Annotated in this window: 11 protein-coding genes; 10 read left to right on the top strand and 1 reads right to left on the bottom strand. The window is 59.7% G+C overall.

Annotation, left to right across the window (positions count from 1 at the left end):
• Positions 1-805, top strand: an 805-nt coding sequence (locus ABHR76_RS07820; RefSeq protein ID WP_346977236.1) for a family 1 glycosylhydrolase, incomplete at its 5' end; no start/stop codon positions are given.
• A gap of 453 nt (positions 806-1,258) precedes the next feature.
• Here ABHR76_RS07820 and ABHR76_RS07825 read toward each other — a convergent pair.
• A complete protein-coding gene (locus ABHR76_RS07825; protein ID WP_346977238.1) occupies positions 1,259-2,089 on the bottom strand; it encodes a C39 family peptidase in 831 nt (276 codons plus the stop codon).
• A 565-nt stretch (positions 2,090-2,654) separates the two neighbouring features.
• Here ABHR76_RS07825 and ABHR76_RS07830 point away from each other — a divergent pair.
• The 9 genes from ABHR76_RS07830 to ABHR76_RS07870 all read left to right on the top strand — a co-directional run bounded on the left by ABHR76_RS07830 (position 2,655) and on the right by ABHR76_RS07870 (position 13,808).
• The gene (locus ABHR76_RS07830) at positions 2,655-4,106 is read left to right on the top strand and encodes an APC family permease (RefSeq protein WP_118385411.1); all 1,452 of its coding nucleotides are present in this window, start codon (positions 2,655-2,657) and stop codon (positions 4,104-4,106) included.
• 131 nt (positions 4,107-4,237) lie between these two features.
• A complete protein-coding gene (locus tag ABHR76_RS07835) occupies positions 4,238-5,515 on the top strand; it encodes a metal-dependent hydrolase family protein (protein ID WP_117633809.1) in 1,278 nt (425 codons plus the stop codon).
• Positions 5,516-5,632: 117 nt separating this feature from the next.
• Positions 5,633-7,018 carry a histidine kinase gene (locus ABHR76_RS07840; RefSeq protein WP_346977241.1) on the top strand — a complete coding sequence of 462 codons (1,386 nt, stop codon included), beginning with the start codon at positions 5,633-5,635 and terminating at the stop codon, positions 7,016-7,018.
• 38 nt (positions 7,019-7,056) lie between these two features.
• The gene (locus tag ABHR76_RS07845) at positions 7,057-7,791 is read left to right on the top strand and encodes a LytR/AlgR family response regulator transcription factor (protein ID WP_346977242.1); all 735 of its coding nucleotides are present in this window, start codon (positions 7,057-7,059) and stop codon (positions 7,789-7,791) included.
• Positions 7,792-7,882: 91 nt separating this feature from the next.
• Entirely contained in the window at positions 7,883-8,827 is a 945-nt protein-coding gene (locus tag ABHR76_RS07850; RefSeq protein WP_346977244.1) for a zinc dependent phospholipase C family protein, read from the top strand.
• 233 nt (positions 8,828-9,060) lie between these two features.
• Complete coding sequence (locus ABHR76_RS07855) at positions 9,061-10,320, top strand: MFS transporter (RefSeq protein WP_138113871.1); 1,260 nt, start codon at positions 9,061-9,063, stop codon at positions 10,318-10,320.
• Between the two features lie 171 nt (positions 10,321-10,491).
• Positions 10,492-11,679: a glycosyltransferase gene (locus ABHR76_RS07860; RefSeq protein WP_055285281.1), complete on the top strand. Its 1,188-nt coding sequence runs from the start codon at positions 10,492-10,494 to the stop codon at positions 11,677-11,679.
• Entirely contained in the window at positions 11,676-13,019 is a 1,344-nt protein-coding gene (locus ABHR76_RS07865) for a histidine kinase (protein ID WP_006235157.1), read from the top strand. Before ABHR76_RS07860 ends, ABHR76_RS07865 begins: the two co-directional genes overlap by 4 nt.
• A 72-nt stretch (positions 13,020-13,091) precedes the next feature.
• A complete protein-coding gene (locus ABHR76_RS07870; protein WP_022094115.1) occupies positions 13,092-13,808 on the top strand; it encodes a LytR/AlgR family response regulator transcription factor in 717 nt (238 codons plus the stop codon).
• Positions 13,809-13,901 lie beyond the last annotated feature (93 nt).

A 13,901-nucleotide genomic window follows, 5' to 3' on the forward strand; every position in this document is an offset into this window, starting at 1 on the left:
CCATATGTTTATGGCGAGCGCTCGCGCTGTCGAGATTCTGCACAAGATCGATCCCGCAAACAAGGTGGGTTGCATGGTCGCTGCCGGTGCGACCTATCCGTACCGTTGTGCGCCCGAGGACGTATGGCTTGCGTATGAGGAGGACCGCGGCCGCTACTTCTACACAGACGTGATGGCTGCGGGCGCCTATCCTGCTTGGAAGCTGCGTGCACTCGAGAAAGAGGGTGTTCACGTGCCCTTTGAGCCGGGCGATACGGAGTATCTGGCAGAGCATACGGTCGACTTCATCTCGTTCTCGTACTATTGCTCGCGCTTGGTGTGCGCCGATGATCAGGTGATCGCCGAGAAGGCGGAGGGCAACGTGTTCCCGACGTTGCGCAATCCGTACCTCAAGGATAAAGAGACTGCCTGGAAGTGGCAGATCGATGCGCTGGGTTTGCGCGTGACGCTTGCCGGCTACCACGATCGTTACCATCTTCCGCTCTTTATCGCCGAGAACGGTGTGGGCGGACTCGATGCGCTGGAAGACGGCAAAGTCCACGATGCGTATCATATTGATTACCTGCGAAGGCATATTCTTGCGCTGCGCGATGCAATTGTCGAGGACGGTGTTGACCTGATGGGATACACGCCGTGGGGCTGTATCGATTTGGTGTCGGCCTCGACGGGGCAGATGAAGAAGCGCTATGGCTTTGTTTATGTTGATGCCGATGATATGGGCAAAGGCACGTTCGATCGCTACCGAAAGGACAGCTTCTGCTGGTACCAAAAGGTCATTGCATCAAATGGCGAGGACTTGAGTTAACTCTTGCAGGTCTGTTGCCCCCGCGGTCCGCTTCGGCCGCGGGGGCTTTTGTTATTGAGGCGGCTGTTCATGAGGAGCATTGCAGGCTGCGGAAACCCGGCACTTGGGGACGTTCCTTTCCTGCCGGCAGCTTGGGACAGTCCTTAAAGGCCGCATCGATCAACTGCGGAAAGCACATCCCAGAATGAGCGTCCAACATGGGGTGCGGTTTCCCTTGAGGCCCTCAATCGGAAAATGCATCCCGGATTATTGTCGAAAAGCGGTCCCTAGTTTCCCAAACGGGCCGCTAACGGAAAGCGCACCCCGCTATTGGGCCCCAAAGCAGGATGCGCTTTCCGTGCTGGCAGTTCCAAGCAGTTCGGGATGGCCCTTTTCGTCTGCTCTCGGCCGGCGTCCGTAAGACTGTCCCCGACGACCACTCATTTAAGTCTGTCCCCAATGAGTGCCCAATGACTAGTAGTAGGCCCACATGGCTTCGACTTCGTTAAGGACTTCTACGACGCCCCAGCGGCGGGCGCTGCGGCTGGCCGAGTTGGGATCGAAGACTCCAATCTGGTCGGCGTCGTCAATACCGTAAAGCACAATGTAGTGGCCCACGTTGGTAAAGGTGCCCGGCCGAACGGCGGCGATGACGGGCGCTCCCGAACGCAGCGCCTGAGTCATCGATTCGCGATCGTTATGGAGCTCCGTTCCGTTAAGTCCCAACTGCCACGCGCCGCTCGTCATAAACGACCATTCGGTTGCACCGGTGGGGGCGTAATTGCCCGCCTCGGAAAGCGCGCACATATCGACGGGGGTCATATCGGTGCGTCCCGTCTTAAAGATGTAGACCATGGTGAGGCACGTAGGCCCACAGGCATTTTGGCGGATGGTGCCGCCGGCGTAAGGCAGCTCCGACCACGCAGGGTCGATCTGATAGATATGGGGCATCGTGCCGGCTTGCCATTGCGAGCGCGGGGTCGAAAAGGCGAAAGAATAACCGGGTGCGACGGGGGCCTTGAGCAGCTTGTCCTCGGCGGTGGGCTCGAGACCGGCCGAACCGTGGGACATACAGGAGCTCATAAGCACAAAGACCAGACAGATGAGGATAGAGCACAGTGCGAGGCAAAGCCGACGAGCCGGCAGGGCGGGGGCATTCACGTACGATGTCGAGCGGTAGGGCTTGCCGTCGCGTCCGCCTTGGGGATGCGAAAAGAAGCGGTTGATATGGCTGCCGGGCTGACGTGCGCCGTTGCGGCGCAGTTGCGGAACCTCGGCTTGGCGCTGTCGAGTGCGCGCGCCCAAGCGGCTATCTTGCTGTGCGCTTGTGCCCGTGCTCGGACGGCCACTCTGCCGTGTTCTGTTTGTCTGCTGCCGAGACGAAGGCCTGGGTTGCTCTTGAGGGCGTTGCGGATTGCTGCTCGTGGCACTTCTGGGCGTCGGCGTGGTGCGGCCAGCAAGGCGAACGCTTTGTCGCCGTTGATCACCGTCGTTGTATCCGTATGCCATTCGTACCGCCTTGTCTCATGTATAACCTGTCTATCCTACAAAAAAGATGTGCAACAAATGGGTCCGCGCGTCAAAAGCTCGGTAAACGGTACGAAAGGCGCAAAACACACGGCCTCAAAAACATCTCTATATGCGTCCGATGAGCGTACGCCCGTCGGACGGGCGACAACAATGAGCGGCAAACCGTGCCGTTCGTCCCAAAAACGGCGCCGCTCGTTTTGCAGTTCTGCCTTCGGTCGAGCCACAAGCGGCGCTGCTGTGCCAAGGCCGTATCTTAAAGCCATGAAATAAAAGCGCGCGGCAAAACAGACCGCGCAAGGGGTGACGCCAAAGAGGCGTCAATAAGGAAAGGAGGGGAACAATGGCGGACAAGAACGCAGAAGTTGCAGTCGAAGGTAACGGCGGCATGAAGAAAACGCTTTCGCTCTGGAACTTCTTCACCATCGGTTTCGGTGCCATCATCGGAACTGGCTGGGTTCTGCAGGTCGGCGACTGGATGGTCGTGGGCGGCGGTCCCGTTCCCGCTATGATCGCATTCCTCTTGGGTGCAATCTTTCTCGTGCCCGTCGGAGCTGTTTTCGGTGAGCTCACGGCTGCTATCCCCATCTCGGGCGGCATCGTCGAGTATGTCGATCGTAGCTTTGGCCGTACGCTGAGCTATATCACCGGTTGGCTCCTGGCCCTGGGCAACGGCATCCTGTGCCCGTGGGAGGCAATCGCTATCTCGACCCTCGTGTCCGAGATGTTCGGCAGCCTGCCCGGTCTTGAGTGGCTGCGTGCCGTCAAGCTCTATACCATCCTGGGCGCCGACGTTTACCTGTTCCCGACGCTGATCGCGCTCGGCTTTGCAACCTACGTCATCTTCCTCAACTTCCGCGGTGCCAGCTCGGCCGCCAAGCTGCAGGCCTTCCTGACCAAGGCCCTGCTCTGCGGCATGCTGCTCGCCATGGGCGTCTCGCTGTTCACCGGCTCGCCGGACAACGCCATGCCCGTGTTCTCCCAGGTCACCGGTGCTGGCGGCGGCAAGCCTGCTACCGAGGGCACCAGCCTGTTCGCAGGCATCGTTTCGGTCCTGGTTCTGACCCCGTTCTTCTACGCCGGTTTCGACACCATTCCTCAGCAGGCTGAGGAAGCGGCCGAGGGCCTCAACTGGAACAAGTTCGGCAAGATCATCTCCCTGGCCCTGCTGGCCGCAGGCGGCTTCTACATGGTCTGCATCTACTCGTTCGGCACCATCCTCGACTGGCATGAGTTCGTTAAGAGCCCGGTTCCCGCGCTTGCCTGCCTCAAGGGCATCAACATGCTCCTGTACCTGGCCATGCTCGTCATCGCCACGCTTGGACCCATGGGCCCGATGAACTCCTTCTACGGCGCCACGAGCCGCATCATGCTCGCCATGGGCCGAAAGGGCCAGCTGCCCGAGAAGTTCGCCGAGGTCGATCCCAAGTCCGGCGCTCCCAAGCTCGCCTGCGTCGTTCTGGGCGTCATCACCGTCGTCGGTCCGTTCCTGGGCAAGAACATGCTCATCCCTCTGACCAACGTGTCGGCTCTCGCCTTCATCTTCTCCTGCGGCATGGTCGCCCTCGCTTGCCTGCGCATGCGCTTCACCGAGCCCGACCTGCCTCGTCCCTACGAGGTGCCCGGCGGCAAGTTTGGCATCAGCCTCGCTATCGTTGCCTGCGGCACCATCATTGGCCTGCTCGTGATCCCGTTCTCTCCCGCCTCCCTCAACATGGTGGAGTGGAGCATCGTGATCGGCTGGTTGGCTATTGGCCTGGCCCTCATGGCTTTCACCAATTCCCGCAAAAAGTAACGCCGAGCCGGGGCGGATCAGGTGCGCGGGACCCTCTCTTCCGCGCACCGAACCCGGCATCACTTGGGTAGCTTTGTGAGGCCGCGACCCAACGCGGCCTCGCCCACTATATGGATCCATAAGGAGGAACCATGTCCACTAAGTATGCAATCGTTGGCGGCAAGCTCATCGACGGTACCGGTGCCGAGCCGGTCGAGAACTCCCTCGTTCTCGTCGACGACAACGGCAAGATCGAGTACGCCGGCGCCATGCAGGACCTTCCCGAGGGCGTTGAGGTCATCGACGCCGCCGGCAAGACCGTCCTTCCCGGCCTGATCGACACCCACCTGCACTTCTCGGGCAACTTGACCGACGATGACACCGACTGGGTCATGCAGCCGCTCCTCGAGAAGCAGGCCGTCGCCGTCAAGCAGGCCTACGACTGCCTCACCCACGGCCTCACCACCGTCTGCGAGATCGGCCGCTTTGGTATCCAGATCCGTGACTGCATCGACAAGGGCGTCTTCAAGGGCCCGCGCGTTCTGGCCACCGGCCTTGGCTTCTGCCGCGTTGCCGGCCACGGCGACTCCCACCACTGCAGCCAGGAGCTTAACAAGGAATCGCACCCCTGGGGCGATCAGGTCGACGGTCCTTGGGATCTGCGCAAGGCCGTCCGCCGTCGCCTGCGCGAGAACCCTGATGCCATCAAGATCTGGGCTACCGGTGGCGGCATCTGGCGCTGGGACTCCGGCCGCGACCAGCACTACTGCTCCGAGGAGATTCAGGCCGTGGTCGAAGAGGCAAAGATGGTCGGCATCCCCGTGTGGAGCCACTGCTACAACAACCACGCCGCTGCCTACGATTCCGTTCGCTTTGGCTGCGAGCAGCTGATTCACGGCTTCGATATCGATGAGCGCACCATGGACCTCATGGCCGAGCAGGGCACCTTCTTCACTCCGACGATCGCCTTCCTGCCCACCTGGTACGCCACCTATCCGCCCGTCTACGTTCCCGAGCTGCACGACAAGTACGAGGGCACTCTGGTCGAGAAGGAGCTGCAGCGCAACTACGACTGCCTGCGCGAGGCCAAGAAGCGCGGCGTCGTCATGACGATCGGCTCCGACTCCTTCTCCTTCGTCACCCCGTACGGCACCTGCTCCATCGAGGAGATGTACGAGTTCGTCGACAAGATCGGTTTCACCCCGGTCGAGACCATCACCTGCGCTACCCTCAACGGTGCCAAGATGTGCCACATCGAGGACGAGACCGGTTCCATCGAGGCCGGCAAGTGCGCCGACCTGCTGGTCGTCAACGGTGACGTCGCCGCCGACATCCACGTGCTCAACACCGACAACATGGACGTCATCATGAAGGACGGCTGGATCGTCGAGGCTGGCACCTTTGGCGAGGCCAACAAATACAGCGCCTAAACTACCGTTCATCGACGACTGGATGTAAAACACAGTATTTGATTGCATAATGCAATGGAGAGGGTCGCTTGCGGCCCTCTTTATTGCTATGGGTGCGATAGATAAAAGGGGATGACGGTGGATTTAAACAGGCTGATTCTGGGCAAGAGCTACAACTCTACCAAGGTCTTTCGTACGGCCCAGCATGTGGTCCAGGCCATCCTGCTCGGTGTTGTCGTTCCGGCGCTTATCCTGCTGCTTATCTGGGATTTAACCGATAATCCCAATCCCGTTCCGGGCGTTGTCGTTATTGCCGGCCTGGTCATGCTGTGCTTCTTTTTCTCGTATGTCTTTGTGGTCCCCGATGACCTCACATCGAGCGCAACCGACCGTACGCTTGCCATCGCATCAAAAATATTCGCCTATACATCGCGTGGCCTTACGCCCGAAGCTGCCCTGGGTGCTTCTAAGATCATCCTGTCCGAGACCATCGCCTCTGCCATCTGCTTTACCGATGGCAAACAGGTGTTGGCAAGCTGGGGCGAGGACTCGGCAAAGTGCCCCGCCGGCACCCCGGTCGTGCTCAAGACCACGCTCAGTGTGATTGAGACGGGCGAGCAGAGCGTGTTTTCGCGCGACACCTCCAATGAGACGGGCGGTTATTTTCCCCGCCTGCGCGCCGGCATTGTCGCGCCGCTTACCGTGCGCGGGCATTGCGTGGGCACACTCGAGCTGTACTATCCCCGCCTGAGCAGCATCGATATGCGCCAGACGGCGTTGGCCTCGGGCTTTGCCGATCTCATCTCCACGCAGCTCGCGAGCTTTGAGCTCGAGCGCCAGGACGAGCTTACGGCCCGCGTGGAGCTGCGCGCCTTGCAATCGCAGGTCGATCCTCATTTTCTGTTTAACACCATCAGCACCATCGTGTCGCTCGTTCGAACCGAGCCCGACAAGGCGCGATCGCTGCTGATCGACTTTTCCAATTACTATCGTCAGACGCTTTCTGATTCCGATACGCTCACCACGCTCGAGCACGAGGTGGAACAGGGCACTCGTTATATCAATCTTATGCAGGCCCGGTATGGCGACGGCCGTCTGCGCGTTTCGGTCGACATCGACTTTGAGGTGCACGACAGCCTGGTACCGCCGTTTATCTTGCAGCCGCTGCTCGAAAACTGCATCAAGCATGCGCAGCGCGAGACCGAGCCGCTTTCTATTCGTGTTAGGGCTTTTGAGACCGATGACGGCTTGGAGATCATCGTCGAAGATGACGGCATCGGGATGAGCGAAGAAGTCTGCGCGCATCTGTTTGAGCAGCATCGCCGAGAGGAGCCCGAGAGCATTACCGCCGACGGCTCCGTCAAGCGAGGTTGCGGCCTGGCGCTCTTCAACGTGCTTCAGCGCATCCATTTCTTTTACGGAGAAGATTCTGGTATGCGCGTGAAGTCTCAGGAGGGCGTGGGGACGCAGGTCATCGTTGAGTTGAACGGCGAGCCACATGAGCCGGCGCCGTTGACGGTGTAGCACGCGGTTGGATTGAGAGAAAAAGAGGGGAAGCGCATATGTCCGAAGGCTGGAACATACTGGTGGTTGATGACGAGCCCCCAATTAGGGCTGAGCTACGCTATCTGTTGGAAAAGGATACGCGTGTGGGTCAGATTGCCGAGGCGGGCAATGTCACCGAAGCCGTGGAGTCGATTCTGTCGAACAAGCCCGACGTGCTGTTTTTAGACATTACCATGCCCGGTCGCTCGGGAATTGAGCTTGCCGAGACGCTGCAGAACCTAAAGACGCCGCCGGTTGTGGTGTTTGTGACGGCATTTGCCGAGTATGCGGCCGATGCCTATAACCTCGATGCTGTCGATTACATCGTCAAACCGGTCGAGGATGCCCGCCTGTCAAAGGCGCTCGACAAGATCGAGACTGCCCTGGGGGCTCGCCGCGTCGTCCATGCTCCGCGCCAGCCTTTGCGCCTGACGGTGGATCGCGGGGGCAAAAAGGTGTTCATTCCCGTGGCGGATGTCTGCTACTTTGAGGCGCGCGCCGATTTTTGCAACGCCGTCTGCGCCGAGGGGACGTACCTGATCAATGAGTCGATTTCCTCGCTCGAGCGCCGCTTGGCCTCCGAGGGCTTTATCCGTGTCCACCGCAGCTATCTGGTTAATTTGGAAGACGTGCATAATATCGAGATCGGCTCCACGGGCCTGATGGAGCTCAGGCTCGATCGCGTAACCTCGACGGTGCCCGTGTCCCGCCGTCGCGCTGCCGAGGTCAAATCGCACTTGGGGCTTGCGTAAGGGTCGGTGTGCCATCGTTTGCCGTTACAGGTTTGGCATGACTGTGCGGTGGGCATAATGGATTGCATCGAATGAAATCGAAAGGATTATTATGCCCGCGCTCATTACGCATCATCTGTTTGGCGAGGAAAGCATCGACCGTCTTCCGCAGGGCGTTATCACGTCCGATGAGGAGCGCATCGCCTTTATCCTGGGCAACCAGGGTCCCGACCCGTTTTTCTTCCACATGCTCACGCCGCGCATTTCCGACTGTATGTCGCTTGCTCAGGTCATGCACCGCTCGCGCATGTCGCGCCAGTTCTCGTGCCTGCGCGACGGCGTGTCGCACCTACAGCCGCGCGATGCCAATCTGGGTCGCGCCTTTGCGCTGGGCCTGCTGTCGCACTATGTGCTCGATCGCAATGCCCACCCCTTTGTCTACGAGCAGCAGTTTGGCATTGTTGAGTCCGACCCCGAGCTCGAGGCTTCGGGCAGCCAAGTTCACGCCGTGCTCGAAAGCGACCTGGACGTGCTGATGCTGCAGCTCAAACGTGACGGGGCCACGGTCGAGGATTATCCGCCGGCGGGCGAGATTGTCACTACCGACCGCATCAATCGCGTTGCCGGCGTGCTGATGAGCTACGTCGCCGGGCGCGTGTACGGTATCGACATCCCGGCGGGGGAGTACGCCGGCGCCGTCTCGGACATGCAGATGCTCTACCGCACTATCGAGCCGGCCGGTTCGGTCAAGACGCGTGCGATTGCCCTGCTTGAGGGCTTGGTGCACGATTATTCGCTACTCGACGGCCTTGCGCACCGCGTGACGACCGAGTTGCCCGAGCGTACCGGCAACCTGGGCCACTTGGCATGGAAGAACCCCTTTACCGATGAAGTCTCGACCGAGAGCTTCCCCGAGGTCTTTGACCGCGCGCTGCTCGATTACGAGTGCACGGTCGCCCGATTCATCGAAACAGGCGATATGGAGGCCGTGACCAACCACGTCAATTACAGCGGTCGCGTGCTCGGCGCCGACGAAGAGTTCGACCGCGAGGAGTAGCAAGCTGCCTCGCCCATACTCTCCAATAAGTTGCGGTGGAATAGTTCCTGAATGAAGCCCCCGGAGGGCTAAGCGGGAACTATTTCACCGCAACTGCGTTGATGGGATGGCGTTTCGCCCTGCGTGTCCGTATGACCGCTCCTGTCCCTTTGCCGAATCCTTACCGGCGGTTCTGGACAATTAGGGTACGATGAACTAACTGCATATCGGGCGAATACGAAGGGTCCCTGTCCATGAAATACACCAAGCTCGAGCGTAACTGGGTTATGTATGATGTGGGCAATTCGGCCCTCGTGCTGCTCAATACCTCGGTGGTGCCCATTTACTTTAACGCCATCAATACCGGTGCTTCCTCGGCCGACCTGGTGGTCGCCTGGGGCAATGCGCAGACGATCGCCTCGCTGGTCATCGCCATGCTCATGCCCATTCTGGGCGCGCTTGCCGACTATGCCGGCAACAAGATCAAGTTCTTCTTGGGCTTCTTCCTCACGGGCCTGGTGCTTTGCCTGGCGCAGGCTATCCCAATGTCCGCCATGGCATTTTTGACCGTGTACGTGCTGTGCACCATCGGCCTTAACTCTTCTATGACGTTCTACGACGCCATGCTGCCCGACATTACCACCGACGAGCGCATGGACGCCGTGTCCAGCTCGGGCTATGCCTGGGGCTACATCGGTTCCACCGTGCCGTTCGTCATCTGCCTGGCGCTCATCATGGGTGGCCCCGCTCTTGGCGTCCCTACCATGCTGGCAACGCGTCTGTCGTTTATCATCACTGGTGCCTGGTGGCTCATCTTTACCCTGCCGCTCATTCGCACCTATAAGCAAAAGTACGGTCGCGAGCGCGGTCCTGAGGACACTATCGGCCGCATCGTGGGCGGTGTGTTCTCCGAGGTCGGACACACCATGCGCGAGATCGCCCACAACAAGACCGTGCTGGTCTACATGATCGCGTTCTTCTTCTATATCGACGGTGTGCACACGGTCATTTCCATGGCAACCAGCTACGGATCGGCCTTGGGCATCGATTCGACCCAGTTGGTCCTGGCGCTGCTCGTTACGCAGTTCGTGGCCTTTCCGTCCGCCATCATCTACGGCAAGCTCGCCGGCCGCGTGGGCACGCTCAACATGATCTTGGTGGCAGTCGCCGCCTATATGGGCATTGTGCTGTTCGCCGCGTTCTTCCTAAAGACCGCCTTTGAGTTTTGGGTGCTTGCCATTATGGTCGGCCTGTTCCAGGGCGGCGTGCAGGCGCTCAGCCGTAGCTACTTTGGCCGCATTATCCCCAAGGAAAAGTCCAACGAGTACTACGGCTTCTTTGACATCTTTGGTCGTTATGCAAGCGTTATGGGCACCTTCCTGGTGTCGGTCGTCACCTCGCTGACCGGCAACCCGTCGCTGGGCGTCCTTTCCATTGGCGTGCTGCTGATCGTTGGCTTTATGCTGCTGGTCCGCCTGTCCCGCATGACTCGGGCGGCAGAGCATGCCGCATAGGAGCGAGCGGCTATTGTGCCTGTCCACGGTACTCTTTTGGGGTTATCCGCAATAAACATTGCGACTTGCGAGCAATGATTTGCCCAAGTGGGTATGATGGAATCAGCTAGGTCGCGGGGCGTCGCCTGTGTTTGGCGGCGCCCCGTTTTTGTGTTGCAGGGAGGGTAAGGCATGAACGCCACGGTCGTGATTCCAACGTATTGGGCGGGCGATGACGCTTGCGCAAACGCCCCTGGCACCTATGACCATTCGACGCGACTCAACGCCGACAATCCCGAACTCGACCGCTGCCTGGCCTCGCTTGAGCAGGTACGTGACATCCCGCGCATCATCCTTTTGGTGGTCTGTCCCGTTTCTGCCACAGCCGATGTGTCGCTGCGCGTGCACGAGATTGTCGACGCGCATCCCACGCTCAAGGTCACCGTTGTCACCAACACCCAGGCCTCGCGCATCGCAGACCGGGTTGCTCAGATCGCGCCCAAGGGTTCGGGCGAGTGCGTGAGCCTGCGAGGCTACGGTGCCATCCGCAATATGGGGCTAGCCTGCGCCGCTGTGCTGGGGCATGACGCGGTTATCTTCTTGGATGACGATGAGACTGTCATCGACGCCGACTTTATGAAGCGCGCGACCTATGCGTTGGGGCAGCAGACGCGTCAGGGCTTGCCGATCTTGGTCAAGAGCGGCTATTTCTACGATCGCGACGGCTCGCCGCTGGCTCCCACGGACAAGGCGGGCATCTGCCATCGTTGGTGGACCAAGCGCATCGAGTTCAACCGTTGGATGAAAAAGGCGCTCTCGGGCACCCGCATCTCGCGCTCCAACTACGTGTGCGGCGGCCTGATGGCCCTGCACGCCCGCGCCTTTACGCGTGTGGCCTTTGACCCGTTTATCACCCGCGGCGAGGACTTGGATTACCTCTTTAACATGCGCATGTTTGGCTACGACGTGTGGTTCGATAACGAGTGGACCGTGCGCCATCTGCCTCCGGAGTCCGAAAAGCGCTCACCGCGCTTTATGCAGGATGTATACCGTTGGTACTACGAACGGGCCAAGTTGACATTCGCCGCGCATCAAAAGGAGCTCATTCCCGTTACGGCGGCATCGCTCATGCCCTACCCGGGCCCTTGGATTTCGCGCGAGCTCGACGACCGCGTGCGCAAGACCGCTATGGTCCGCAGCGTGTTTACCCGCGAGCATGAGGGCTACCTGCGCATCTGGCGCCATGGTATCGACGAGGCAAAGGCCTATGCGCGCCAAAACGCTGCAAGCTACCTGCGTTTCCAGAGCTTTTGGCCCAAGATCATGGACGGGCTTTGGCGTGACGCACAACTGATCAGTATCCTGGAGGGGGCCGAATGATCGACCGCCGCGCCCAGCGCGATAGTTCAATATCAATCTTTCGCATCATTGCCGTTGCCTGCGCCATTTGCGTGCTGGTGTACTTTATTTTTGCCTTGGTGACCGGTATCGAGCCGATCGCCACGGTGATTGCCTGCGCGCTGCTGTGCATCTTTCTGTGCATCTTTATCTTTTTGACGCTCAATCCCGATTCGGTGCGCTCCCAGTACACCGAGGAGACGCTCTCGGTGGCCTCGGCCATGCTCGAGGACATTAAGGGCGGTCTGACGCAGGAGTCGGCGCGTTTGGTGTGCCGGCGCATTTTGCCCGAGACGCGCGCCATGACGGTGGCCATCACCGACGAGGACAACGTGCTTGCCTGCGCGGGCGAGTTTGAGGAAAAACTGCTGCCCGATACTCCCATCCACACGCTTGCCACACGCTACGTTATCGAACATGGCATCGTGCAGTCGTTCAACCGTATGGTGGATGTCGTGGGCTCGGACGGCTCGCACAACCAAGTCCCCGCCGGCATTATCGCCCCCATCAAGGTGGGCGATCGTACCGTCGGCACGCTCAAGTTCTACTACAAGACCCCGCGCGCCGTCGACCGTACCCAGTATGCGCTTGCCTCGGGCTTTGCCGAGATCTTGTCCACACAGCTCGCCATCCACGAGCTCGAGGTGCAAAAGGAACTCACGGCGCGCGCCGAGGTGCGTGCGCTGCAGGCGCAGATCAACCCGCACTTCCTGTTCAACACGCTGAACACCATTGCATCGTTTACGCGCACCGACCCGCTGCGGGCCCGCGAACTGCTTCGTGAGTTCTCATCGTTCTATCGTGCCACGCTCGACAACTCGGGATCGCTTATTCCGGTCTCGCGCGAGGTCGCACAGACCAAGCGCTACCTTACCTTTGAGAAGGCCCGCTTTGGCGAGGACCGCGTGCTTGCGACGTTCGATGTGTCCGAGGACGTGGAAGATACGCTGGTGCCGGCGTTCGTGATCCAGCCGATTGTCGAGAACGCCGTACGTCATGGTATGGGCGATGACGATGCCCTGAGGATCGACGTGACCGTTCACCAAGACGGCGAGGATGCAATCTTGATTGCCGTGGCCGATAATGGCGTGGGCATGGATGAGGGTACCGCCGCCAGACTGTTTGACGAGCGTTCTGCCCGTCCCGACGCCAGCTCTCCCCAGGGTGGCGGCGCCGGTGTGGCCATGCACAATATTTCGGAGCGCATCCATCGCTTTTATGGGCCGCACTCCTATACGCGTGTCGAATCGGCGCCGGGCAAGGGCACCAAAGTGCTCCTTCATCTTGATTTGTCAGAGAGCATCTTTGACATTCAAGAGTAAAATAAAAGGCTACGGGCTCAACGTCATGCGACGGATGCCCGGCGTAGTTAGTTGACGAAAGGTTTTATCCCTATGCTGCGTGCGATGATTGTGGATGATGAGGCGCCGGCTCGCTCGGAGCTTCGCTTCCTGCTCGAGCAAACGGGCAAGATCGGCACGATCACGGAGGCGTCGAGCGTCCGCTCCGCCATCGAGATGCTTATGGAAAGTCGCGTGGATGTCGTGTTTCTCGATATCTCGATGCCCGGTGCCTCGGGCCTGCAACTTGCCGAGGCGCTGCATAAGCTCAAAAATCCGCCGGCGATCGTGTTTGTGACTGCGTATAGTGACCATGCGGTCGAGGCATTCGACGTGGATGCCGTCGATTATCTGATGAAGCCGGTCGAGGAAGCTCGCTTGGATCGCGCGATCGAGAAGGTCATGCAACGCACCAAGCCGGTTACGGACAGCAAGGTGACCATCGAGCGTATCCCGGTGGAAAAGGGCGGCCGCAAGGTGCTCATTCCCGTGGACGACATTCGCTTTATCATGGCCAAGGACGATTACTCCTGCATCTATACCGTCGATGATCGCTTTTTGTCGACGACCTCGCTGGCGCAGTTTGAGGCCAAACTCTGCGACTTTGGCTTCTTCCGTGTTCACCGCCGCTATATCGTCAACTTGGCGTGCGTCACGGATGTGGAGACGGTGCCCTCGGGCGCCATCCAGCTGGGCATTACGGGCGTCGACGAACGCGTGCCGGTTTCGCGCCGCCGCGTCGTGCCGCTTAAGAAGGCCCTGAGTCTCTAGCACACTGGCCCCGCAGCCCTGTAGACCTATCGTCTGCGGAGGCGTGGGGCCTTTTTGTATGTATCTGCCGAATCGTTTTTTGCGGAAGGGATC

Origin of the sequence: Collinsella aerofaciens (assembly GCF_039752985.1) — a bacterium.
Classification (GTDB): Bacteria; Actinomycetota; Coriobacteriia; order Coriobacteriales; family Coriobacteriaceae; genus Collinsella; species Collinsella aerofaciens_BT.